The organism is Krasilnikovia sp. MM14-A1004 (assembly GCF_047159485.1).
Lineage (GTDB): Bacteria > Actinomycetota > Actinomycetes > Mycobacteriales > Micromonosporaceae > Actinoplanes.
Genome location: NZ_AP038773.1, coordinates 2,511,322 through 2,533,633 on the forward strand (window position 1 = coordinate 2,511,322; position 22,312 = coordinate 2,533,633).

At 74.1% G+C, this 22,312-nt stretch carries 21 protein-coding genes; 11 read left to right on the forward strand and 10 right to left on the reverse strand.

Annotated features, from left to right (window positions below; all coding sequences use genetic code 11):
- Positions 1–170 precede the first annotated feature (170 nt).
- The gene (locus ACMCNN_RS11515; RefSeq protein ID WP_412746169.1) at positions 171–1,319 is read right to left on the reverse strand and encodes a pyridoxal-phosphate dependent enzyme; all 1,149 of its coding nucleotides are present in this window, start codon (positions 1,317–1,319) and stop codon (positions 171–173) included.
- Positions 1,316–1,573 carry a hypothetical protein gene (locus tag ACMCNN_RS11520; protein WP_412746170.1) on the reverse strand — a complete coding sequence of 86 codons (258 nt, stop codon included), beginning with the start codon at positions 1,571–1,573 and terminating at the stop codon, positions 1,316–1,318. The genes ACMCNN_RS11515 and ACMCNN_RS11520 overlap by 4 nt, the downstream gene beginning before the upstream one ends.
- 115 nt (positions 1,574–1,688) lie before the next feature.
- On the opposite strand from ACMCNN_RS11520, the gene ACMCNN_RS11525 reads away from it, so the two are divergent.
- From ACMCNN_RS11525 to ACMCNN_RS11545, 5 genes are all read left to right on the forward strand, one after another.
- Complete coding sequence (locus tag ACMCNN_RS11525; protein WP_412746171.1) at positions 1,689–3,122, forward strand: diguanylate cyclase domain-containing protein; 1,434 nt, start codon at positions 1,689–1,691, stop codon at positions 3,120–3,122.
- 243 nt (positions 3,123–3,365) lie between these two features.
- The gene (locus tag ACMCNN_RS11530) at positions 3,366–4,319 is read left to right on the forward strand and encodes a hypothetical protein (protein WP_412746172.1); all 954 of its coding nucleotides are present in this window, start codon (positions 3,366–3,368) and stop codon (positions 4,317–4,319) included.
- 9 nt (positions 4,320–4,328) lie between these two features.
- On the forward strand, positions 4,329–4,949 hold the full coding sequence (locus tag ACMCNN_RS11535) for a hypothetical protein (RefSeq protein WP_412746173.1): 621 nt from the start codon (positions 4,329–4,331) through the stop codon (positions 4,947–4,949).
- A 105-nt stretch (positions 4,950–5,054) separates the two neighbouring features.
- Entirely contained in the window at positions 5,055–6,341 is a 1,287-nt protein-coding gene (locus tag ACMCNN_RS11540) for a lamin tail domain-containing protein (protein ID WP_412746174.1), read from the forward strand.
- A gap of 109 nt (positions 6,342–6,450) precedes the next feature.
- Complete coding sequence (locus ACMCNN_RS11545; RefSeq protein ID WP_412746175.1) at positions 6,451–7,461, forward strand: LacI family DNA-binding transcriptional regulator; 1,011 nt, start codon at positions 6,451–6,453, stop codon at positions 7,459–7,461.
- A 49-nt stretch (positions 7,462–7,510) separates the two neighbouring features.
- Here the strand turns inward: ACMCNN_RS11545 and ACMCNN_RS11550 are convergent, their stop codons facing one another.
- Positions 7,511–8,905, reverse strand: a complete 1,395-nt coding sequence (locus ACMCNN_RS11550) for a serine/threonine-protein kinase (protein WP_412746176.1) — start codon at positions 8,903–8,905, stop codon at positions 7,511–7,513.
- Positions 8,906–9,224: 319 nt separating this feature from the next.
- Between ACMCNN_RS11550 and ACMCNN_RS11555 the strand changes: the two genes are divergently transcribed.
- Positions 9,225–10,034 (forward strand): AbfB domain-containing protein, encoded by an 810-nt coding sequence (locus tag ACMCNN_RS11555; protein WP_412746177.1) that lies wholly within the window; start codon positions 9,225–9,227, stop codon positions 10,032–10,034.
- A 4-nt stretch (positions 10,035–10,038) separates the two neighbouring features.
- Here ACMCNN_RS11555 and ACMCNN_RS11560 read toward each other — a convergent pair whose 3' ends face one another.
- The 4 genes from ACMCNN_RS11560 to ACMCNN_RS11575 all read right to left on the reverse strand — a co-directional run bounded on the left by ACMCNN_RS11560 (position 10,039) and on the right by ACMCNN_RS11575 (position 14,402).
- The gene (locus ACMCNN_RS11560; RefSeq protein ID WP_412746178.1) at positions 10,039–11,796 is read right to left on the reverse strand and encodes a phospholipid carrier-dependent glycosyltransferase; all 1,758 of its coding nucleotides are present in this window, start codon (positions 11,794–11,796) and stop codon (positions 10,039–10,041) included.
- Between the two features lie 136 nt (positions 11,797–11,932).
- A complete protein-coding gene (locus ACMCNN_RS11565) occupies positions 11,933–13,141 on the reverse strand; it encodes a molybdopterin-binding protein (protein WP_412746179.1) in 1,209 nt (402 codons plus the stop codon).
- A 257-nt stretch (positions 13,142–13,398) separates the two neighbouring features.
- Positions 13,399–13,740, reverse strand: a complete 342-nt coding sequence (locus ACMCNN_RS11570) for a DUF4873 domain-containing protein (RefSeq protein WP_412746180.1) — start codon at positions 13,738–13,740, stop codon at positions 13,399–13,401.
- Complete coding sequence (locus tag ACMCNN_RS11575) at positions 13,737–14,402, reverse strand: TetR family transcriptional regulator (RefSeq protein ID WP_412746181.1); 666 nt, start codon at positions 14,400–14,402, stop codon at positions 13,737–13,739. The genes ACMCNN_RS11570 and ACMCNN_RS11575 overlap by 4 nt, the downstream gene beginning before the upstream one ends.
- Before the next feature lie 68 nt (positions 14,403–14,470).
- Here ACMCNN_RS11575 and ACMCNN_RS11580 point away from each other — a divergent pair, with 68 nt between their 5' ends.
- Entirely contained in the window at positions 14,471–15,361 is an 891-nt protein-coding gene (locus tag ACMCNN_RS11580; RefSeq protein ID WP_412746182.1) for an AurF N-oxygenase family protein, read from the forward strand.
- Positions 15,362–15,363: 2 nt separating this feature from the next.
- Here the strand turns inward: ACMCNN_RS11580 and ACMCNN_RS11585 are convergent, their stop codons facing one another.
- On the reverse strand, positions 15,364–15,960 hold the full coding sequence (locus ACMCNN_RS11585; protein WP_412746183.1) for an HAAS signaling domain-containing protein: 597 nt from the start codon (positions 15,958–15,960) through the stop codon (positions 15,364–15,366).
- Positions 15,961–16,152: 192 nt separating this feature from the next.
- Here ACMCNN_RS11585 and ACMCNN_RS11590 point away from each other — a divergent pair, with 192 nt between their 5' ends.
- The 4 genes from ACMCNN_RS11590 (at position 16,153) to ACMCNN_RS11605 (ending at position 20,002) form a co-directional block, all read left to right on the forward strand.
- Positions 16,153–16,950 carry a hypothetical protein gene (locus ACMCNN_RS11590; RefSeq protein ID WP_412746184.1) on the forward strand — a complete coding sequence of 266 codons (798 nt, stop codon included), beginning with the start codon at positions 16,153–16,155 and terminating at the stop codon, positions 16,948–16,950.
- Positions 16,951–17,158: 208 nt separating this feature from the next.
- On the forward strand, positions 17,159–18,385 hold the full coding sequence (locus ACMCNN_RS11595; RefSeq protein ID WP_412746185.1) for an inorganic phosphate transporter: 1,227 nt from the start codon (positions 17,159–17,161) through the stop codon (positions 18,383–18,385).
- Between the two features lie 15 nt (positions 18,386–18,400).
- Positions 18,401–18,712, forward strand: a complete 312-nt coding sequence (locus ACMCNN_RS11600; RefSeq protein WP_412746186.1) for a hypothetical protein — start codon at positions 18,401–18,403, stop codon at positions 18,710–18,712.
- A gap of 153 nt (positions 18,713–18,865) precedes the next feature.
- Positions 18,866–20,002, forward strand: a complete 1,137-nt coding sequence (locus ACMCNN_RS11605; RefSeq protein ID WP_412746187.1) for a hypothetical protein — start codon at positions 18,866–18,868, stop codon at positions 20,000–20,002.
- Positions 20,003–20,036: 34 nt separating this feature from the next.
- On the opposite strand, the gene ACMCNN_RS11610 is transcribed toward ACMCNN_RS11605, so the two are convergent.
- Positions 20,037–20,456, reverse strand: coding sequence for a hypothetical protein (locus ACMCNN_RS11610; protein WP_412746188.1), 420 nt, complete (start codon positions 20,454–20,456; stop codon positions 20,037–20,039).
- Between the two features lie 9 nt (positions 20,457–20,465).
- Positions 20,466–22,301, reverse strand: a complete 1,836-nt coding sequence (locus ACMCNN_RS11615; RefSeq protein ID WP_412746189.1) for a DUF4157 domain-containing protein — start codon at positions 22,299–22,301, stop codon at positions 20,466–20,468.
- Between the last annotated feature and the right edge of the window lie 11 nt (positions 22,302–22,312).

Genomic DNA, 22,312 nt, shown 5'->3' on the forward strand with positions numbered 1-22,312 from the left:
GGGCTGTCGGCGCAGTGATGTGGGGGAGCGTCCGGATGGGGGACTGTGTGTCCGGAGCTGAGCCGGACTGCGTCCAGCCCGACCGTGCGTGAACCTACATGGACGGTCCGTCATCGTGCCGCCGACACGCCGTCCCTCGACGGGTCAGTTGAGCGCGCGGCGATGCGGTTTCACGCGGGCGCAGCGTCCCCGGCGGCCAGCACCCTCGCGACCGCGTCGGAGGCCTTCAGGGCCGAGCCGCTCAGCACCGCCACGACCGTCTCGCCGGGGCGCAGCGCACCGCGGCGCCGGAACTCGCGGATCGCCGGGAGCACGATCGCGCTGGTCGGCTCCGCGTACAGGCCGCGGTGGGCCAGCTCGGCGGTGGCGGGGCCGATGTCGGTCTCCGTGACCGCCGCCATGTCCCCGCCGCTGACCCGTACGGCCTCCAGGACCTCCCGGTCCCGCACCGGCCGGGCGATCGCGGTGCCCTCGGCCACGGTCGCGCTCCACTGACCGGGGGCGACCTCCGCCGCCCCGGCCGCGAACGCCGCGACCAGCGGGGCACAGTTGCGCGGCTGCGCGACCAGCAGCCGCGGCCGGGCGTGGATCGCGCCAGCGGCCAGCAGCTCACCGAAGCCCAGGTGGCAGCCGAGCACCAGGCTCCCCGCACCGGCGGGCAGCACGACCGCGTCGGGCGCGGAGAAACCCAGGTCCTCCCAGATCTCGTACGCCAGCAGCTTCGTGCCCTGCAGGAAGAAGGGGTGCCAGTTGTGGCTGGCGTAGAAGGTGGTCGCGGAACGGCGTACCGCCTCGTCGGCGGTCGCCTGCCGGGTGCCGGGCACCAGCTCGACCGCCGCGCCGTGGAACCGGCTCTGCTGGATCTTGGCGGGGGACGTGCCGGCGGGCGCGAGGATGGTGGCCCGGATGCCCGCGGCGGCCGCGTACGCGGCGACCGACGAGCCGCCGTTGCCGCTGCTGTCCTCCAGTACCTCGGCCACCCCCTGCTGGGCCAGCAGCGAGATCATCACGGTGGTGCCGCGGTCCTTGAAGCTCGCGGTCGGGTTGAACCACTCGGGCTTGACCATCAACTCCAGCCCGTCGACCCGCAGCGGGAGCAGCGGCGTCATTCCCTCGCCGAGGGTCACCGGGCGCCGGATGGGCAGGGGCAGTGCGGCGGCGTAGCGCCACTGCGACCGTACTGTCGTGTCGACGTCGTCGCGGGTGAGGCCGCCGAGGGCGGTGACGGCCAGCGGTGTGCCGTCGTCGCCGTGCCAGCGCGGCTCGCCGAGGGGATAGCGCCGCCCGCCGCGGTCGACCAGGGCGGGATCCCCGGTCACCGTACGTCCGGGCCGGGCCCGGCCTCCGGTGCGGTCGCGGTGTCGGACGGGGTGGCCGCAGCGTCCGCGGTCTCCCGCACGACGCGGGCCGCGATCCGGGCCACCTCCTCCACGGTCAGCGCGATGATCGGGAAGTCCGGGCCGCCCGCCGCGAGGCCACGCTCGGCGTGCCCGACGTTGATCTCCGCGCCGACGCGCTGGTCGAGCGTCTCGTGGAGCCGGTCGGCGATGCGCTGTGCGAGGTCCGTCATCATGAGCCCCACGGTAGAGGTCGCGTCGCCGCCCCGGCGCTCGGGAACGAGACCGGAGGCGGGCCACGAAATCGGCACAAGGCGAAACTCCGGTGTTCCCTCGCCGATCACAGCGGCCGTGAAGGTTCAGCCGGTGCACCTGTTCATCGCCGCGACCGTGGTCGCCGCGGTGGCCGCCGGCGTGACCGCGGGCGGGCCGCTGGGCGACCCCCTCTACCTCATCGCGCACGCGGGCATCTGCGTGACCGGGCTGGTGTGCGCGCTGCGCCCGCGGCGGCGCTCGGACCGGCGACCCTGGCTGTGGATCGCCGCCGGGCAGCTGTGCTGGCTGGCCGGCAACGCCGCGTACCCGATCGCCCGGCTGCTCGGGCGGGCGGAACCCGGTGCGGCGGAGTCGGTGCTCTGGACCCTCGGGTACGTCGCGTACGGCGCGGCTCTGATCATCATGGCCCGCAGCCGGGCGGGGCGGTGGTTGCGTCCCGCCGTCCTGGACATGCTGACCCTGACCACCGCGGTCGGGATCGCGATCTGGGTCGCGTTCATCTCGCCGTACCTGGCGGACCTCGTGGCCGAGCCGGTCTACGCGTACCTGGTGATCATGGGACCGCTCGGCGACGTCATCGTGACCGGCGGGGTGCTGCTGCTCGTCCTCTCGCCCGGAGTCCGGGGGACCGCGACCCGGCTCCTGCTGGCCTCGGCCGTGGTGCGCATCGCCGCCGACCTCGGCACCACCTACATCCCGTCCGACACCGTCGCGATCATGGTGCCGACCGGGATCATCCTGCTCAGCAACGGCCTGCTGATCGCGTCCGCGCTGCATCCGGGCAGCGCCGAGCTGACCCAGCCCGCGCCGGGCACGCGCACGCTGCACCCGGCGCGCATCTGGTTCCTCGGTGTCGGCCTGCTCACCGCGCCGACGATCACCTTCACCCGCCAGGGCTACGTACCGGCGGAGCGGATCGCGCTGTTCACGGCCACCGTCATCACGCTGGTGTTCGTCTTCATCCGGTTCGCCAGCGCGCTGCGCTCCCTGGAGCGCGCCGAACGGCAGCTGAGCTTCCAGGCGTTGCACGATCCGCTCACCGGGCTGGCCAACCGGGCCGCGCTCAGTCACGCCCTGGACGGGGCGCCGCCGGTCACCACGGTCCTCTACCTCGACCTGGACGGCTTCAAGGCGATCAACGACGCGGCAGGCCACGCCGCCGGGGACGCCATCCTGCGCGCGGTGTCGCAGCGGCTGCGCGCCGCCGTCCGCGACGGTGACACGGTCGCCCGGCTCGGCGGCGACGAGTTCGTCGTCGTGCTGCCCGGCCTCGAAGAGGGAGCGGCCGTACCGATCGCCGAGCGCATCCTGCGCGACGTGGCCGCGCCGGTGCCGCACGAGGGCGCGTTCCACTCGGTCGGGACGAGCATCGGCATCGCGGGCGCGGGCACCGGCCAGAGCGACGCCGGGTGGCGGCCCGCGGCGTTGCTGCGCGCGGCGGACGCCGCGATGTACCGCGCGAAGGGCCTCGGCCGCGGGCGTTTCGTCATCGCCGGGACCGCGGCGTAGGACCCCGGTCCGGCCGTGCCGGTGCCCCGGCCCGCCGGGGGCGTGGACCGGATCGGTCGCGTTCGACCACCCCGGAGCAGGCCGTTCGGCTATCGCGACCTGCCTGTTCAGCTTGGTAGGCTCCCGCGCGGATCATGGCCGGACGCCCGGCCCGGGCCCGTGCGCGGAGTCCGCGGTGCGTCCGGATCCGACCCGCGTCCGGCGCGTGCAGCCGCGGGCGACCACATACCGATGGAGGTCCGCATGACTGACAACCGGATGAAGGTGATCCTCGGGACGTCCCCCGACGGAGTGACCTCGGAGCACGTCCTGATGACCCCCACCGCCGGGCACCCGAATCAGGCGTTGCAGGTGCTCACCCTGGCCCAGCGCACCGCCGAGGAGCACGTCGCCACGGCGCACCGCCAGGCCGACAAGATCCGTACGGATGCCCTGGCGGCCGCCGAGCAGATCGCGCGGGAGGCCGAGCACCACGCCCACACCGTGCGGCGCGAGGCCGACCACGTGCTGGCCGAGGCCCGCGCCACCGCGGAACACGGCGCGGTGGAGGCCCGGACCCGGGTCGAGGAGGCGCAGCGCAACGCCGAGCAGATCGTCGCGCAGGCGCAGGCGCGGGCCGAATCGATCGTGGTGGACGCCCGCGCCAACGCCGAGGAGCTGCGGTTGCAGGCGCAGCGCCGCTTCGACGACGTGGTCGGCAGCCTCAGCGCCAAGCGGGAGGACCTGCAGGAGCAGATCGAGGCGCTGGAGCGCTTCGACCGGGAGTACCGGGCCCGCCTCGCCGCCTTCATGCAGGGCCAGCTGCGCGCGCTGTGGATGGACCAGCCGCAGGTGAACGGCGAACTGGAGGTCCCGGAGGCGGAGGAGCCGCGGCACGCCGCCGAGCCCCCCGCCCCGGCCGCCGAGCCGGTGGTGCCGGGCCCCCGCCGCAGCGTCGAGGCCGAGGCGCCGCAGCCCGGCTTCGAGGCGGCTCAGACCGGGCCGCAGCCCGGCTTCGAGACGCCGCAGGCCGCGCTCCAGCCCGGCTTCGAGGGGGCGCAGCCCGGCTTCGAGGCCGAGGCGGCAGTGCCGCAGCGCGGGTACGAGGCCGAGGCGGCGGTGCCGCAGCGCGGCTACGAGGCGGACGCGATGGTGCCGCAGCGCGGGTACGAGGCCGAGGTGGAGGCCGCCGCGACGGGCGAGGATCATCGCGCCTAGGCTGGTCGCGTGACCTGGCTCGACGTGATCGGCTGGGCCGGCTCGGCACTGCTCGTGTGGTCGCTGCTGCAGAGCCGGCTCCTGCGCCTGCGCGCCCTCAACCTGCTCGGCTGCGTGGTGCTCCTCGGCTTCAACGCGGCGCTCGGCGTGTGGCCGATGGTCGGCCTGAACGTCGTGCTCGCCGTGATCAACATCTTCTACCTGTGGCGGATGCTGGCCACCCGGCACGACGAACGGGCGTACCGGGTGGTGCAGGTCCGCTCGGACGACGAGATGCTCGCGTACGTGCTGGAGCGCCACCACGACGACATCGCCCGGTTCAACCCCGGCTTCCGTGCGGCCGAGCCGAGCCCCGAACGTGCGGCGTTCCTGGTCGTCAACCGCGACGAGGTGGTCGGCGCGGTGCTGTTCCGCCACAGCGGCGACGGCGTGGCCCGGGTGGAACTGGACTACGTGACCCCGCCGTACCGGGACTTCACGCCGGGGGAGTTCGTCTACCGGCGCAGCCAGCTGTTCCTCGAACACGGCTGCCGGACCGTGGTGACCCCGCCCGGCATGCTCGCGCCGTACTACGACCGGCTCGGCTTCCGCCGCGACGGCGACTCGTACGTGCTGGACCTGGCCGCCTGACGCCGTCGGCGAGGGGGTCCGAGCGTGGACAACGCTAAGGACGTGCCCGCTCCGGTCGATCGCATGTGACATTGCGTCGTCCGCCGAGCCACGGGAGGTCCCACCGTGCTGCGCCGTCTCACCGCTGTGCTCGCCACCGCCCTCGTCAGCGTGCCCCTCGCCGCCGCACCCGCGTCCGCGGCCAGCGGCTACTGCCTGCCGATCTCGGGCAGCGCCCGCTGCCAGGTCTGGACCGGCAAGGTGGACTGGGTCGCCGACGGCGACACGATGCTGGTCGACATCTACGGCGACGGCACCAAGAAGTCCCGGTCCGTGCGGATCATCGGCATGCAGGCCATGGAGCAGCACGTCTACTCGCCCAACCCCAAGAAGCGGCGCGGCGACTGCCACGCGCTGGCTGCCACGGCCCGGGTCGAGCAGATGGTCAAGGCCGGTGGCGGCATCGTACGGATGACCGCCCTGCACGCCTCCAGCAGCAGCAAGGGGCGGCCGCTGCGCTCCATCTCCGTCAAGATCAACGGCACGTGGCGCGACATCGGCGCCGACCTGGTGCGCCGCGGCCTCACGCTGTGGCAGCCGTTCGCGGGCGAGTGGGCGCCCGACCGGACGTACCGCGCACTGGAGGCGGCGGCGGCGCAGGACCGGCTGAACCTGTTCGACACCGACAGCTGCGGGGTCGGCCCGTACCAGGGCACCGCGCTCAACGTGTGGGTCAACTCGGACGCCGACGGCGAGGACAGCAAGAACCTCAACGGCGAGTGGGTTCGCATCGGCAACGACTCGGCCGCCGCTATCCGCATCGACGGCTGGTGGGTGCGCGACTCGGGGCTGCGGCGCTACACGTTCGGAAAGAACACCGTGGTGCCCGCGCGCGGCGCGATCTTCCTGCATGTCGGCCGTGGCACCAACACCGCGACGCACAAGTACTGGGGCCTGACCGCCCCGGTCTTCGAGAACGTGGGCTCCGCCGCGCACGTGATCGGCGACGGCGCGTACCTGTTCGACCGCCAGGGCGACATCCGGTCCTGGATGCAGTACCCGTGCCTGGCGAACTGCGCCAGCCCGCTGGCCGGCAAGGTCGCGCTGACGGTCCACGAGCAGGCCGTCGAAACCGTCAAGATCACAAACACCAGCGCGGAAGCGGTGGACCTGTTCGGCCACGTGCTGGTCAACAAGCCGTACCGGTACCCGTTCCTCACCAGCACCGTGCTGCAGCCCGGTGAGACCCTGACGATGTACACCGGGTCGGGCACCAACTCCGGGTTGACCCGGTACTGGAACAAGTCGGGCTCGATCCTCAACGACGCGGAACACGGCGGGGACGCCGTTTCGCTGCAGACCAGGGCCGAGTCCATCGTCGAATGCGTGAACTGGGGCGGCGTCAGCTGCTGAACTCCCGGCGGCCGGATGGCGTACCGTTACCGATCTCTGTCGCTGCGTGCCGCGGTGTGGGCGGCGGGCGGTAGCTTGTGACGGACGCGGACAAGGGAGCGTGGGCGCGATGACGACCGGGCGCAGCCGTTCGACCGGACGGCCCACGCTGGATCAGGTCGCCGAGCGGGCCGGGGTCGGGCGCGGGACGGTGTCCCGGGTGGTGAACGGCTCGGCGCAGGTCAGCCCGCAGGCGCGGCAGGCGGTGCAGGACGCGATCGAGGAACTGGGCTACGTGCCCAATCGCGCGGCCCGCGCCCTGGTCACGCAGCGTACGGACTCGATCGCGCTGGTGATCTTCGAGTCGGGGGAGCGGTTCTTCGCGGAGCCGTTCTTCGGCCGGATCGTGCAGTCGATCTCGTCGGCGCTGATCGTCCGCAACCTGCAGATGCTGCTCATGATCGCCCAGTCCGCGCAGGAGCGGCAGCGGCTGGAGGGCTACCTGACGCGCCAGCACGTCGACGGGGCGCTGCTGCTGTCGCTGCACGGCGACGACCCGCTGCCGGCCAAGCTGGAGGAGCGGGGCCTGGCGACCGTACGGGCCGGCCGGCCGACGTTCCCCGCGCGCGGGTGCGTCGTCGACGCGGACAACCGGGGCGGGGCCCGCGACGCGGTGCGCTACCTGCACCAGCAGGGGTGCCGCCGGATCGCCGCGATCGCCGGGCCGCAGGACATGGCCGCCGGCGTCGCCCGGCTGGAGGGCTACCGCGACGTCGTCGGCCACGGCCCGGTGGCGGTCGGCGACTTCAGCGAGGAGAGCGGCGCCGCCGCGATGCGCTGGCTGCTCGACCACTATCCGGACCTCGACGCCGTCTTCGCGGCCTCCGACATGATGGCCGCGGGCGCCATGCGGGTCATGCGGGAGCGTGGCCTGCGGGTGCCGGGCGACGTCGCGGTGGTCGGCTTCGACGACTCCGTGATCGCCCGGCACACCGAGCCGCCGCTGACCAGCGTGCATCAGCCGATCGAGCAGATGGGCCAGGAGATGGTCCGGCTGCTGCTGGCCAAGCTCGACGGCGAGGAACTGGACGACTGCGAGATCGTGCTGCGTACCCGGCTGGTGTTGCGCGGCTCCGCCTGAGCGGCTCAGGCCTGGCGGCTCGGGCCCTGGCGGCTCGGGCCCTGGCGGCTCAGGCCCTGGCGGCCCGGGCCAGGTCGGTGAGCCGATTCTGCAGGATGTCGGCCCGGCCGGCGTCGATGGAGCCCTCGGTCGCCCGCTGCGTGACCTTGCGGCGCAGGTCGCCGACCCGGTCCGCGACGTCGGCGGCCGCCGCCCCGGCCAGCGGACGCAGCAGGTTCGCCAGGTCCGTGGCGACGTCGGGGCGGATCTCCCCGGCCGCCCGGCCGTCGCGGACCGCCGTGTCGACCCGGCGCAGCGCGGCGTCCAGGTCCAGCGGGGCCTGCGGCGGCGTGCTGCGTCGCGCGCGGGGGCTGGTCGCCGTCCGCGACGGCGCCGCCGCGGATGGTACGGGTGACCGCGGCGCCGCCACCGTCGGTGGCGCCGGCGCGTTCGGCTCGTCCATCCGCAACGCCGCCCCCAGCACCACGAATCCGGCCCCGGCGGCCACGGCCAGCCCGACCAGCGCGGCGCGCAGCCGCCGGCGGCGCCGCGGCGGCCGGGTCAACGCGACGGTGTGGGCGGGGGCGCGTCCGGCGGCGAACCTGCCCGGGGTGAGCCCCTTGCTCGCGGCACGCGCCGGCGGCGCCAGCGCGGTCAGCCGGTCACGGACCAGCCCGGCGCCGGGGCGCCGCGCGGGATCCTCGTCCAGGCAGTTCCCCACGAGCTCACGCAGCGGCGCGGGCAGCGTCTCCGGTAGCGGCGCGGGCGGGTGCCGCCGGGCGACGGCCAGTTCCTCCCAGGTGTCCACCGGGTACGGCGGGTCGCCCGTCACCATCTCGTACAGCAGGACACCCAGCCCGTAGACGTCCGTGGCCGGCTCGGCGGGACGGCCGTCGAGCCGTTCCGGCGACACGTACGCGGGTGTGCCGAAGGTCCGGCCGGTCTCGTCGTCGTCCGGCTCGCCGGTGGCCGCGCTGATGCCGAAATCGAGGATCTTGACGCCGGTCGGGGTGAGCATCACGTTGCCCGGCTTGATGTCGCGGTGCACGACCCCGGTGGCGTGGGCCGCGGCCAGCGCGTCCGCGACCGCCACGGCGACGGTCGCGGCCTCCCGCCACGGCAGCACCGCGCGGTCCAGCCGGGCCGCCAGGGTCTCGCCCGCCAGCAGTTCCATCACGACGAACGGGGCCAGCGAGCCGTCCGGCCGGATCGCCTCTGTGTAGTCGTGCACGGCCGCCACGTGCGGGTGCGACAGCCGGGCCCCGGCGCGCGCCTCCTTCCAGGCGAGCTGCAGCAACTCGGCGGCGGTGGAGGTGAGATTCGTGGGCAGCTTCAGGGCGACCGGGCGGCCGAGCAGTTCGTCGTCGGCGCGCCAGATCTCGGCCATCCCGCCGGTCTCCAGGCGGGTCGTGAGCCGGTACCGCGAGGCCAGCAGGGTGCCCGCGGTCGGCCAGTCGTCGCTCACCCGGCAAACCCTCGCCGAACGGCGACCGGCGTGTCAATCGACCGCCCGGGCCCGTTCCCGCCCGGCTCGCCCGGGCTCGGCCCGTTCGCAGCCTTCGTCCCGTGTCGATCCCGGCCCGTTATCGGCCCTTGGTCCGTCTCGATGTCTCCCCGGCCCCGGTGTGGTCTACGCCCTGGTCTGCCCCGGTCTACGCCGTGATCTTGCTGGTCGGACGGCGTGCCGACGTGGCGGACGCCGCCATTTTCGCCCTTGCGGATCGTGGCCGGGGAGCCGACCATAGTCTGTCGCGGTCACCGTCGGCATTCGGGAAATGGAACAGATGTCCACAGAGGATGGTGCGCGGATGCGCCAGGCCACGCTCACCGGCTCCGCCGTGTTGCTGGCCGTCGCGATCGCCGTACCGATGCTGCTGGTCCGGGAGACACGCTCCGCGGCACCCAGCCGCTTCATCCTGCCCTCGACCTCCGCGCAGCCGGTGAGCCCGGTCACTGCGGGCGGGTCCAGCCACCCCGCCGCGGTGCCCGGCACCCGTACTGTCGCGCCGCCGCACACCACCACCGCCGTGCCCGAGTCGCCGGATTCCGCCCCGTCCGTCAAGTCCGCGACCACGACTGCGCCCCCGCCGATCACCGTCGCACCCACCGGCCCGCCCACGTCGTCGGCGCCGCCCCCGCCGCAGCCCCCGGACGCCCCGGCCCTGGTGGCCGGAGCGGTCATCGGCCTGGAGCCGGCCGCCAGCCCGGGGCATCGCCTGGGGCACGGCCGGGCCCAGGCATGGGTCGGCAGCGTGACGCCCGGCGCCCCGGCCCCCGACCGCCGCGCCACCCGGTTCGTGGTTCGGACCGGCCTGGCCGACCCGGCCTGCGTCTCGCTGGAGTCGGCGGGCCGCCCGGGTCACTTCCTGCGGCACCGGATGTTCGTGGTCCGGGTGGACCGGCAGCGTGCGGACGACAGCACGTTCGCGGCCGACGCGACGTTCTGCCCGGTCCCGGACAAGCCGGGCGAACGGGTGACCCTGCGCTCCGCCAACTACCCCGACCGGTACTTGACAGTCAAACGCGGAAAGCTGGTGCTGGCGCCCGCCTCCGCCGGGGACGCCGCGGTCTTCGTGGTCCGTCCTCCGCTGTAGCCGGTCAGGCCGGGCGGCGGAAGATCGTGATGGAGTGGCCGACCTCGTCGACCGGGCGGCTGCTGTCGATCAGTGCCTGCAACGCCCTGCCCGGCCGGTCGATCCGCGAGTCCGACACCACGAGCAGCCCGCGGACCTGCGCGGGCGGCACGCTCAGCGGGTTGCCGGCGGTGATCCCGTACGCGGCCGGGACACCGCTGCCCTTGTAGACCAGCCACACCGGCTCGCCGGGGTACCTCTCGCGCAGCCGGTCCGCCAGCCGGCCCAGGTCCTGCCCCCAGTCGACGTTCGAGTCGTGCAGCCGCAGGTAGGTCTTGTCCGGCCCGCCGAACGCCTCGTTCGAGTACGGCAGGTAGTACGGGAACGTCCGCAGCGAGCTGGCCGCCACGAACACCACCAGCGCGGCCGCCACGGCGGGAACCCAGCGCGGACGGCGCAGCGTCACCAGCGTGCCCGCCGCGACCGCCAGGAACAGCGGCAGGAACACCGCGTACCGGGTGCCGAAGTCGCGGGCGCCGCTCATCGCGGCCAGCAGCAGCACCGTCGCCGGGAGCACCACGTACGCGGCGGCCCGCCACAGCCGCCGGGTCACCACCATCCGCAGTGATCCGGCCGCCCACAGCGCCAGCATGCCCAGCGGCGTCTTCACCAGCAGCGCGGCGGGCAGGTAGTACCACAGCGCACCGCGGTACTGCCGCCCGAACAGGAAGCCCCGGTAGGTGTCGTCCTCGAACCCGAACTGGATCCGCATCCCGTCCCGGTAGGCCGGCGGCACCGGCAGCCAGTCCGCGACCAGCCCGCGCAGCCCGCCGATCGGCGGCACGTCCGGCGGGGTCACCCAGCGCAGCCGGGGATCCACGGCCAGGTAGCTCGCCCACACCACGGCCAGCGCACACACCGCCACCACGGCCGCGGCCGCGGCGGCGTGCAGCACCCGGCGCCGCAGGTCCGGGGCGGGCGAGTCTGTTGCGGGCGGGTCTGCGGCGGGCGGGTCTGCGGCGGGCGGATCTGCGGCGGGCCCGGCCGCCGCGTCCGGTCCGCGGCGGAGCGCGGGCCACACCGACAGCGCGGCCAGCGCCAGCATCACCGGTACGGCCACGAGCGCGCTCATCTTGGTCGCCACCGCCGCCCCGAGGGCCAGCCCGGCCAACGGCAGGTGAAGGCGCGGGCGTCTCCGGGCCCGCCACAGCAGCCACGCGGCGGTGAGCAGGAAGCCCGCGACCGGCACGTCCAGGGTGGCCAGCGAGCCGTGCGCGATGACGTCGGGGGAGAAGGCGTACAGCGCGAGCGCCAGCAGCCCGCCCCACCGGCCCGAAAGGTCGGTGGCGAACGCCAGCACCACCAGGCCGAACAGCAGCGTCAGCACGATCACCGGCAGGCGGCCGGCCAGCATCAGCCGGTACGGGTCGTTGCCGGAGGCGTACAGCAGGGTGCGCCCGAGGTCCTCCTGGGTGTCGCGCGGTGCGGGCGCCGCCAGCCGCGGGTGGACGAACGCGAGTCCGGCACCGATCAGGAGTTTGCCGAGCGGCGGGTGTTCGGGGTTGTACCGCAGGCTGTGCTGTTGCTGGTAGACCACCGCGGTCCCGACGTACACGGGCTCGTCGATCGTCGGGGTCTGCTGCACCGCTGTCGTGAGCATCGCGATCGCCATCTGGGCCAGCAGGGCCACCGCCGCCAGCACGAACGGCCAGCGCCGCCGGCGCGCGCCGCCCGTCGCGGGTGGCGCGTCGGCCGGGTGTTCGACTGTCGTCTGCTGGGTCATCGTCCGCGTGGTCGCTCGGCTGGCTGGGCCGGGCCGCGCCGGATGCGCGGACCGTCCCGGGTGACGGTACCCGGCCCCGGCCACGGCGAACCCGGGCCCGCGCCGGCGAACCGGGGCGGTCCCGGACGAACCGGTCTCAGCCGAGGGCCAGCAGCTCCACCGGGCGTTCCGGCCGCCAAGTGGCCGGGACCACGGCGAGCGCGTCGGCCTGCGCCGCGTCGCCCAGATGCCAGGGCGGGGTGGTCGCGTGGCCCAGCACGTACGCACCCTGCTGGACGACCGGCACCAGCCGGGTGGCCCGCGGGTCGGCGCGGACGTCGCCCATCAGCATCGCCTGCGCCGCCGGGGCGGCGGGCCGCCCGGCGAGGCCGCCGACCAGCGGTTCGAGCAGGGTGAGTGCCGCGACCAGCGCCGCGTACGGATCGCCGGGCAGCCCGACCAGCCAGCGGTCGCCGAACTGGGCGAGGACCTGCCGCTCGGCCGGCTGGCAGGCCACCCCGTCGACGTGTACGCAGGCGCCGAGCAGCCGCAGCGAGCGGTGCAGCCCGTCGGCGGGTCCGGCCGACGACGCCCCGCACACCACGGTGATCTCGGCGTCGTGGAGGGCACCGGCGATGGCCGCGGTCCCGGCCATCGCCGGGGAGTCGGGGACGTACCGGGGCGGGCCGACCTCGGCGCCCCAGCCGCGCAGCATCGGCGCGAGCATCGGCGCGACCGCGTCGCGGACGGCGCCGGGCGACGGAGTGCCCGCGGCGACGATCTCGTCCCCGGTGACCAGCAGCCGCACCGAGGGGCGGCGGCGCACCGTCACCGTGTCCAGGCCGACCGCGGCGGCCAGGCCGACGGCGGCCGGGGTGAGCACGGCGCCCGTCGGCAGCACCGGGTCGCCGGCCGCCACGTACTCGCCGGTGCCGCGGATGTGCCGGCGGGCCGCCACGCTGGCGGTGCAGACCAGGTCCCCGTCGCGTTGCGCCTCCTCGTACGGGACCACCCGGTGGGTGCCCTCGGGGATGGCGGCGCCCGCGGCGATCTCCACGGCCTCCCCGGCGGCGACGACGGCGGGGCCGCCGTGCCCGGCCAGGGCCCGGCCGACCACGCGCCACGGCGCGATGCCGCGGACCGCGTAGCCGTCCACCGCGGCGTCGTCCGTGCCCGGCAGGCTGGCCGTGGCCACGACCGCGGCGGCGAGGGTGCGGCCCGCCGCGGCGTCCAGCGGTATCCGTTCCGGCGCCAGCGCTGTGGGCAGCCGCCGGGCCAGCGCGCGGGCCTGCGCCCACGGCGTCAGCGCCGGGGCGGTACGGCGCAGCCGCCGGGCTCGGGGCGCCCGGGCGGTCCCGGCCGTCATCGGTGGGCGGCGCTGCGGCGCCGGCGCTCGGGTGTCCTCATGGCTCGCATGTCCTCATGGAAGGGACCTTCGACGTGCGGCACGCCACACGGCCGTGGCGCGGACGGGAGGGGAACCCCCAGAGTCAGGCTCGCGCCCGGAGCCGGAAGGTCAGTAGGGACCTTCGGCCCCTCTGGTACGCGTCAGGCCGGGCAGCGACGTCATGTCGGCCGTGGCGGCGCGCAGGATGGTCAGAGCGCTTGTGGCGGCGCGCAGGGTCATGGCGCGTCCGGTGCCGTCGGCAGGACGGGCGGGCGGTACCAGGGCGGCAGGCCGGTGCCGGTGAGTCGCAGGCGGCCCCACGGGTCCGGCTCGCCCAGGCGGACGGCGACAGCCGGGCCCGCCCCGATGAGCAGGGTGCCGTCGCGTACGCCGGAACGGAACCGGGCGTGCAGGTCGTCGCCGGCCTCGGCCCGGCCGGCCCACCGGTACCGGCCCTCGACCGGCTCGAAGCGGGCGGACAGCCGGACCGTCACCGGGGTGTCCCGGCCGTCGAGGCGCAGCACCGCGACGCCCGCGTACTGCTCGTCCACGCCGGACAGCTCGTCGAGGTGGGTCATCGCCCGGTCACCGCCAGCCCGCCCGGCAGGTCGGCGGCGGCCTTGATGCCGGAGACGCCGCTCCACAGCAGGGTGGTGAGGTAGTCGCTGAGCGCCGTCCGGCTGATCGGTTTCTGCTGCCGCAGCCACCAGTCGGCCGTGGTCTGCACGTAGCCGACCACCCCGTACGCCCAGGGCAGTGCGGGGCCGGTGTCGAGGCCGAGGGCGCGCAGCCGGTCGCCGAGGATGCTGGCCAGGCCGCTGGCCACGGTGTCGACGACATCGGCGACCACGTCCCGGGCCCGGGCGATGCCGGGCTGGTGCACGACGAACAGGTACAGGTGCGGGTCTGCCTCGATGTGGGTCAGGTAGGCGTCGATGGCGGCGTGGATGACGGCGCGTTCCTCGCGGACGGCGGCCACGGCCGGCCCGATGGCCGCGATCGCGAACGCCGCACCCTGCTGGCCCACGGCCTGCCACAGCTGCGACTTGTCCGCGAAATAGCGGTAGAGCACGGGCTTGCTGACGCCCGCGTGCGCGGCGATCGTGTCCATCCCGATCTCGGGACCCAGCTCCCGGATGGCCTCGATGGCCGCGGCGGTCAGCTCGGCGCGGCGCTGCTCACGATGGTCGGCCCAGCGACCCCGGCGGCCGTCGTGCCGGGTGTTGACGGAGGCATCCATGGAGTTCATAGTACGAGAAGTAACTGTTACTTCGGGTAACGTCAACCCCCCATTCCCGGAGGCTCGTCATGGTGACCCCGCCCCCCGCCCGCGACGTGACCGCCACCCGCCTGCTGCGCTCCTCCCCGCCGCACACGTACGACCCGGACGTGGAGATCGACTGGGATGCCCCGCTGGCGCCGGACCGGTACTTCGTCCCCCCGCACCGCTGCAGCCTGTACGGCACCCCGCTGTGGGAGTCGCTGACCGAGCAGCAACGGATCACCCTGACCCGGCACGAGGTGGCCAGCGTGGCGGGCCTCGGCATCTGGTTCGAGACGATCCTCATGCAGCTGCTGCTGCGCGACTACTACCGCCAGGACCCCACCCAGTCACACGCCCAGTACGCGCTGACCGAGGTGGCCGACGAGTGCCGCCACTCGGTGATGTTCGGCCGGATGCTGTCGAAGCTGGGCTGCCCGCAGTACCGGGTGGGGCGGGTCGACGACCTGCTGGGGCGGTTCCTGGCGGCCACCGCGACCGGTCCCCGGATGTTCGCGGCGATCCTCATCGCCGAGGAGGTCCTCGACGCGCTGCAACGCGAGTCCGCCGCGGACGAGTCGCTGCAGCCCCTGGTCCGGATGGTGTCGCGCATCCACGTCATCGAGGAGGCCCGCCACGTCCGGTACGCCCGCGAGGAGCTGGCCCGCCAGGTCCGTACGGCCGGGCGGTCCCGGCTGGCGTACGACCGGATGATCATCGCCCGGTCGGCGTACCTGACGGGGACGCAGATGGTCTCGCCCGAGGTGTACCGCTGCGTCGGGATCTCGCCCGAGGTCGGCCGGCGGGCCGCCCGGACGAACCCGCACCACCTGGCGACGCTGCGCTGGGCCGGCCAGCGCGTGGTCTCCTACCTGGACGAACTGGGCCTCATCGGCGGCCCCGGCGTCGCCCTGTGGCGCCGTTCCGGCCTGATCTGAGGTCAGGCCGTCTGCGGGCGCGCGCTCAGGCCCGGCAGCAGCGTCAGGCCCGCGATGAACGGCCCACCCACCATCGCCAGGTACGCCAGCAGCATGACCGGCCCGATCTCCGAGGAGATGAGGACCGCTCCGGCCATCAGCAGCATCCCGCACAGCGACGGGGTGGCCGCCAGCACCCAGGCTGCCGCCTTCTGCGCGGGCGTCCACCGCGGGGACCCGGTGACCAGGGCCATCCCGGCCAGCGGCGCGACGAGCGGGAGGAACACGGCGCCGACGATGAGCAGGGTGACCGCCACGTAGTCCGTGGTACCCGACGCGGGACCGACGGGCGCGACGGGCGCCAGGGCGGGCAGGCGCAGGTGCGGGGGCATCCGTCCCCGGCGTACGGCCGCGGCCAGGTCCTCGGGCGGCCCCAGCCGCCGGATGATCCGCTCGGGCTGCTCCCCGCCGGCGGCCCGCCGCCGGGCGACGTAGTCGGCCACCGTGGTCATCAGCTCGTCGCGCAGTTCCGGCGCGAGATCCTCGGTCTCGGCCCAGAGCGCCGCGAGGTAGTCCAGGACCAGAACGTCGGTGTGCGCGAGCGGTGCCGTGTCCGCCATCGTTGTCCCCCCGGGTGTCGGTGCGTGGTGGCGCCCCTCAGCCTGCTGGCGCCGGGCCCGGCCGGGTATCCGGCGCTCGGCGGGTTGGCGGGCGCCCGGCTCCGTCTTTCGGCGGACCCGTCCGCTCGTCGGCCACGGATGCCTCCACCCTTGGTGGTCAGCTCGCGGGTTTGCCGGGCGCCGTGCGGCCCGGTGGGCGACGCTGTTGACGTGGTGGCGCAGCGCAGCGGGCGGCATCCGGAGAGCTGGTGGGCGCAGTTCCCGGAGGCGTCCGAGCGCTTCGACGCGGCGTACACGGTCGATGGGCTCGGTGAGCTGATCCTGCCGCACATCCCGTCGCCGCTACTGCGCCGCGAGGCGGAGATCGCCACGGACATCGTGGTCCGGCGGCTGGAGCGGCCCAACAGCCCGGAGGCGGCCGAGCGGGCGGACACGGCGCTGCGCCGGTTCGTCGCGACCCTGGAACGCATCACCGAGCGCTCGACCGGCACCGGCTCGATCGCCGAGGCGCTGGCCCTGTGCGACGCGCTGCAGGGCAAGTGCCCGGCCGCGGCGGCCGCCTGCGAACCGTACGTCGGCACGGTGAAGCTGGAGAAGCTGTTCGTCACCGCGCTGCGGCTGGACTACTTCGACATCCCGCTGGCCCTGCGGCTGCTCGAGGGCGGTCAGGAGCCTGCCCGGGCGGTCCGGTCGGGCCTGCTCATCGGCAAGTACAGCTGGTGGCCCGCGTGGCTGTTGAACGTCGTCACGGAACGGGCGCTGGCCGGCACGCTCGACGAGGAGACGATCGTGGCGCTGGACAACTGCGCGTACGCGTCGCTCAGCCCCGCGCAGGCCCGGCTGGCGCGCCACCTGCTGCGCGGCGACCCCCGGATCATCGGTACGGCCGTGACGCGCCTGGAGGTGCTGGGGGAGCCGGACGCGGCGGCGCGGCTGCGCGAGGGCGACCTGCAGGCCGTGGCGCTGGCGGCCCGTCTCATGCCGCTGTGACCAGCCTCGATGGTAAGGACCGGAGACCCGCCGACGACGAACGGTTGGTTAACGACGCCATCCGTCGCACACGAATAGTCGCTCCATGTAGTCAAGCCATCACCCAAACGGTGACTTAGGGAAACACTAGGCAAACAAACGCGGAACTCCTTTACATGTGTGGTTCACCCACTAGAGGAACCCTGCCCGCGCACGTCACCATCGCCGCGTGACAACCACATCGGTGATCCTGGCGCTGGTGATCGTCGCCGCGCTCGCGTTCGATTTCACGAACGGGTTCCACGACACCGCCAACGCGATGGCCACCTCCATCGCCACCGGCGCCCTGCGACCAAAAGTCGCCGTCGCTCTCTCCGGGATCCTCAATCTGATCGGCGCCTTCCTGTCCGTGGAGGTGGCCCTGACGGTCACCAACGCCGTGGTCAAGATCCAGGGCAAGACCGGCGCCCCGAAGCCCGAACTGCTCTCCGACGGCGGCACCGCGCTGCTGCTGATCATCCTGGCGGGGCTGGCCGGCGGCATCCTGTGGAACCTGCTGACGTGGTTGCTCGGCCTGCCGTCCAGCTCGTCGCACGCCCTGTTCGGCGGCCTGATCGGCGCCACGGTCGCCGGTCTCGGCTGGGCCGGGGTCAACTGGGCCGGCGACGGCAGCAAGCTCGACGGCGTGGTCGGCAAGGTCCTGCTCCCGGCCGTACTGTCGCCGGTGATCGCGGGGGCCGTGGCCGCGGCCGGCACCTGGCTGGTGTTCCGGGTCAGCGTCGGCGTGGCGCAGCGGTTCACCGACTCCGGCTTCAAGTGGGGGCAGATCGGCAGCGCCTCACTGGTCTCGCTGGCACACGGCACGAACGACGCGCAGAAGACCATGGGCGTCATCACCCTCGCGCTGATCGCGGCGGGGAAGTGGCACGACACCGCCCACATCCCGTTCTGGGTCAAGGTGGCCTGCGCTGTCGCGATCGCCCTCGGGACCTACCTGGGTGGCTGGCGCATCATCCGGACCCTGGGCAAGGGCGTCGTGGAGATCACCCCGCCGCAGGGCATGGCCGCGCAGTCCGCCGCGGCGACCGTCATCCTCGCCTCCAGCCACCTCGGCTTCGCGCTGTCCACCACGCACGTGGCCACCGGGTCCATCATCGGTGGCGGCGTCGGCCGCGCCGGCGCCTCGGTGCGCTGGGCCGTGGCCGGCCGGATGGTGGCCGCGTGGCTGGTCACCCTGCCCGCCGCCGGTCTGGTCGGCGCCGCGATGTGGTGGATCGGCCACCTGATCGGCGGCGTCGGCGGCGCCCTGGCGATCTTCACCCTGCTGGTGATCGGGTCCGCGGCCATGTACCTGCGGTCGCGTCGCACACCGATCGGCCACCACAACGTCAACGACGAGTGGGAGCCCGCCCCGGCGGCGGTCGTCGCCCCCGTTCCCGCTGCCACCGCGAGCTGAGAAGGACCCGAAGAGATGCACAACCTGGGTTTCGCGCTGGACGGCGCGTGGCGGGTCCTGCTGGCCGGTCTGCTGCTGGGTGCCGGGCTGCCGGCGTTGTTCGCCCTCGGCGTGCGGTCGCTGGCCTGGGGCAGCGGCGGTGACGCCGAGGTGAACGAGTCGGGGGTGACCGGGCCGACCCCGCGCCCGCTCGGCACCGTGCTCGGCTGGGCCTGCTTCGCGGTGGTGCTGCTGGCCGTCGCCCTGGGCATCACGTTCATCGTGGCCAGCGGGTTCGGCAAGACGATCAGCTTCGCGCACGTGCTGCCGGCGATCGTCGACAAGTGACGTGACTCCGGTCCGCGGCCCCGCCGCGGACCGGGCACCCGCGGGCACGGAACTTTAAGGGAGCCTGAAGAAATCCTGGGCGGTGAACGGTTATGGGAGCGCTCCCGTAACTATCGGGGAAGCCCTTTCCCCGCACAGGAAGGTTCCGCCCTCATGTATACCTCCCGAACGAACACGCGTCGCTGGCAGATCGCCGGCGTCGCCGCCGTGGCCGTGGCCATGGTCGGCGTGGGCCTCGGCGTGGCCGCCGCCGACGAGACCGCCGCACCGACCGTCAACTGCCCCGCCGTCGCCGGCAAGCTGCCCGCGGTGCCGGCGCAGGCCCGGGCGGAGATCGCCCGGAACCTGGCGTTGCTGAACACGCAGATCGCCGAGGCGAACCGGCGGCTGGTCACCAGCCGGGGCGAGGGTGGCCCGAACTTCGTGCAGAACGCGATCCTCGGCCCGCTGAAGGACAAGCGGGTCGCGACGATCAATCGGATGGCGACCGCGATCGGGCGCAACGCGCCGCGCCCGCAGCTCGACGTGCAGGGCCTGGCCGCGTGCTCGCTGAACCAGGGCGGCGGCGCCTCGGCGGCCGAGCCCACCGCGGTACCGACGCAGGTGGCAGGCAACGCCGCATCCGGTGGCGGCGCCACCCCCACGGTCAACTGCCCCGCCATCGCCGGCAAGCTGCCCGCGGTGCCGGCGCAGGCCGGGGCGGAGATCGCCCGGAACCTGGCGTTGCTGAACACGCAGATCGCCGAGGCGAACCGGCGGCTGGTCACCAGCCGGGGCGAGGGTGGCCCGAACTTCGTGCAGAACGCGATCCTCGGCCCGCTGAAGGACAAGCGGGTCGCGACGATCAATCGGATGGCGACCGCGATCGGGCGCAACGCGCCGCGCCCGCAGCTCGACGTGCAGGGCCTGGCCGCGTGCTCGCTGAACCAGGGCGGCGGCGCCTCCGCGGCCGAGCCCACCGCCGTGGCCACCGGGGCGCCGGGCGCCGTCGCCGCCCGTACCGTGAACTGCCCGAAGGTGGCCGGTGCGCTTCCTGCCATCCCGGCGCAGGCCCGGGACGAGGTGACCCGCAACCTGGCCCTGCTGGACACCCAGATCGGCGAGGCGAACCGGCGGCTGGCCACCAGCGCCGGCGAGGGCGGCCCGAACTTCGTGCAGAACGCGATCCTCGGCCCGCTGGCGGACAAGCGGGTCGCCACGATCAACCGGATCGCCACCGCCATCGGGCGGCACGCCGCCCGGCCCGACCTCGACGTGGCGACCCTGGCACCCTGCGCCCTCAACAACTGAACGCGACTGACGGGGACTCGCCCCCCGCTCCCCGTCAGCCGAACTGCGGCGTGGTCAACGACCCCGACCACACGCCGCCGAACGTCGCCGCCGTCGCCGCGTCGACGTCATAGCGGCACCGCAGCGCGAGCGGGCCGGTCGGCAACGGCGCACCCCCGTTGACCGGCCGGCCCGCCCAGCGTCGCAGATCGACCGTGTGGGTCAGGGACTGCCCGGGCGCCAGCCGGGCCCGCTCGACCGCCGACTCGTCACGGTCGGCGAGGAACCGCAGGGTGCGGTCGCCGTCGAGCTGCACGGCGTACCAGTCCAGGTGGATCTCGCCGACGTCCACGTGACTCAGTACCGTCAGCTCGGCCCGGCCCGCGTTCTGCAGCGTGAACGTCACCGTGTCACCGTCGGCCGCGCCGCCCAGCCGCAGCCCCGCCACCACCGGCGACCACGCCACCTCGCCCACGCCGCCCCCTCAGCGCTCGTAGCCGACGCGTACGTCGTAGTCGGCGTCGTCCATCGACGACTTGTTCTTCACCTGGCCCATGGCCGGTGACCAGCGCATCGACACGATCTTGTCGTCCGCGTCCGGGGTGTCCTCGTCGTACACCTCGATCAGCACCTCCGAGGCCAGCGGCAGCGTGGTGGTGAACGCCTCCAGCGGCACGAGGAAGTCGTGGCTGTCACCGTCGTTGAGCTTCTTCACCTTCGTCTTGTGCTTCTTCTGGCCGGTGACCCTGACGTACACCTCGTCGGCACCCGTCCAGTCCTCGGTGCCACGCACCTTGACCCAGACCTCGACGTTGCGGTGCGCCAGTTCCCGCTCGTACGCGAGGCGAGTGAAGTCCCGGCGTACCCGGGCCGGACCGGCGGGCATGGCCGCGACCTCCGCGCGGATCTCGACCAGCCGCCGGGCCAGATTGACGGTGTCGAACATGTCGATGTCGTGGGCGATCGGCAGGTCGACCGTGTTGTACACCGTGCCCGTGCCCGGGTCGGTGAAGGTCAGCGAGTTCCACTTCGCGGCCGCGTCGCCGAACGCCTCGGTCGGCGGCCCCTGCCGCACGAGCGCGATCGCGGCCGGATCCAGCTTCGCCCGGCCCGCGTCGTCGGTGCGCCAGCCCCACGCGACACTGCCCAGGTACATCCCGGCCAGCGGCCCGTCGACGGCCAGCGCCGCCACCTCGAAGCTCTGCTGCCACTGCTGCCCGCCGAACGCCGGGGTGCGGCTCGGCGTGTCGTCCAGCACGGCGTCGACGGCGGGGAAGAACGTGCCGTCCGGCTTGCGCCGGTGCGCGCCCGTGGCGTTGTTCCCGCCGCTGGCGGCCACGTCACCCAGGGCGGCCGACACCACCGCCGGGTTGCCGCCGGCCGGGGCGACGTTGTAGACGCCGTACAGCGGGTTGGTGTTGGGGACCGTGCCGCCACGGCCGAAATCGCACCGATCGACGCCGCGGCCCACGTCACCCTCGCCGCGCTGCAGGAAATCCGGCATCGTACGGGCATTCGACGGCGTCTCCACCGCGCCGCCGCGGGTGGTCGCCGACAGCGTCCGTACCGTCTGGCTCAGGCCGATCTGGGTCGCCTCGACCAGGTTGTTCGCGGTGAAGTGCAGCTCGATGTGCGCGCCGATGGTGCCCGCCTGGTTGACCGGCCGGTACGCCGAGGTCGTCCAGGACCCGCCCGCCGTGGCGACCAGCCGGTGGATCAGCGGCGGCGCCACGGCGTGCGCGCTCCCGGCCGCCGCCGCCCGCTCCGTCGCGTCGCCGGGTGAACTCACCCCGCCCGGCCGCCCCGGCAGGCTCGTCCCTTCCTGCTGCACCACATGCGCCACCTCGTGCGCGACAACATCCGGGGCCGGGTGCGCCTCGGTGAACGCGATCCGGTTGCCGTAGGTCGCGGCCTGCGCCCCCAGCGCCGCCAGCCCGGCCCGCGCCGCCTCCCCGCCGACGTACGCGTCGACATGCCCGAGATCCCGGCCGAACCGCGTCTCCATCTGCGCCCGGTAGGGGACCGGCCCGGCGGCGCCCGAGGTCGCCAGCGCGAACGCGTCGGCCGCGTCGGTCCGGTCCGGTCGCGGCGCGGCTGTCGTGTCCCGGACCAGCCGGTGGATCGCCGCGTTGCCCGCCACGAGCGCGCTCTGCAGCGAAACCTGGTCGGGTTGTCTTGCGGCAGGGGACAGCCGGGCGGGTAGCGGGAACCGCAGCGGGAGGGGCGTGGCTGGGTGAGTGAGCGGCGCGATCGCCTCGTCGGCGTCCCGCCGCGGCTCCAGCCTGGCCCGCATCGCCACCACCCGCTCTCGCCCGCTCATCTCACGGTAAC

Coding starts and splice junctions, on each gene's coding strand:
- ACMCNN_RS11520 (WP_412746170.1), bottom strand. CDS start 1,573: ATGATGACGGACCTCGCACAGCGCATCGCCGACCGGCTCCACGAGACG.
- ACMCNN_RS11530 (WP_412746172.1), top strand. CDS start 3,366: ATGACTGACAACCGGATGAAGGTGATCCTCGGGACGTCCCCCGACGGA.
- ACMCNN_RS11545 (WP_412746175.1), top strand. CDS start 6,451: ATGACGACCGGGCGCAGCCGTTCGACCGGACGGCCCACGCTGGATCAG.
- ACMCNN_RS11555 (WP_412746177.1), top strand. CDS start 9,225: ATGTCCACAGAGGATGGTGCGCGGATGCGCCAGGCCACGCTCACCGGC.
- ACMCNN_RS11560 (WP_412746178.1), bottom strand. CDS start 11,796: ATGACCCAGCAGACGACAGTCGAACACCCGGCCGACGCGCCACCCGCG.
- ACMCNN_RS11565 (WP_412746179.1), bottom strand. CDS start 13,141: ATGACGGCCGGGACCGCCCGGGCGCCCCGAGCCCGGCGGCTGCGCCGT.
- ACMCNN_RS11570 (WP_412746180.1), bottom strand. CDS start 13,740: ATGACCCACCTCGACGAGCTGTCCGGCGTGGACGAGCAGTACGCGGGC.
- ACMCNN_RS11575 (WP_412746181.1), bottom strand. CDS start 14,402: ATGGATGCCTCCGTCAACACCCGGCACGACGGCCGCCGGGGTCGCTGG.
- ACMCNN_RS11580 (WP_412746182.1), top strand. CDS start 14,471: ATGGTGACCCCGCCCCCCGCCCGCGACGTGACCGCCACCCGCCTGCTG.
- ACMCNN_RS11585 (WP_412746183.1), bottom strand. CDS start 15,960: ATGGCGGACACGGCACCGCTCGCGCACACCGACGTTCTGGTCCTGGAC.
- ACMCNN_RS11600 (WP_412746186.1), top strand. CDS start 18,401: ATGCACAACCTGGGTTTCGCGCTGGACGGCGCGTGGCGGGTCCTGCTG.
- ACMCNN_RS11605 (WP_412746187.1), top strand. CDS start 18,866: ATGTATACCTCCCGAACGAACACGCGTCGCTGGCAGATCGCCGGCGTC.
- ACMCNN_RS11615 (WP_412746189.1), bottom strand. CDS start 22,301: ATGAGCGGGCGAGAGCGGGTGGTGGCGATGCGGGCCAGGCTGGAGCCG.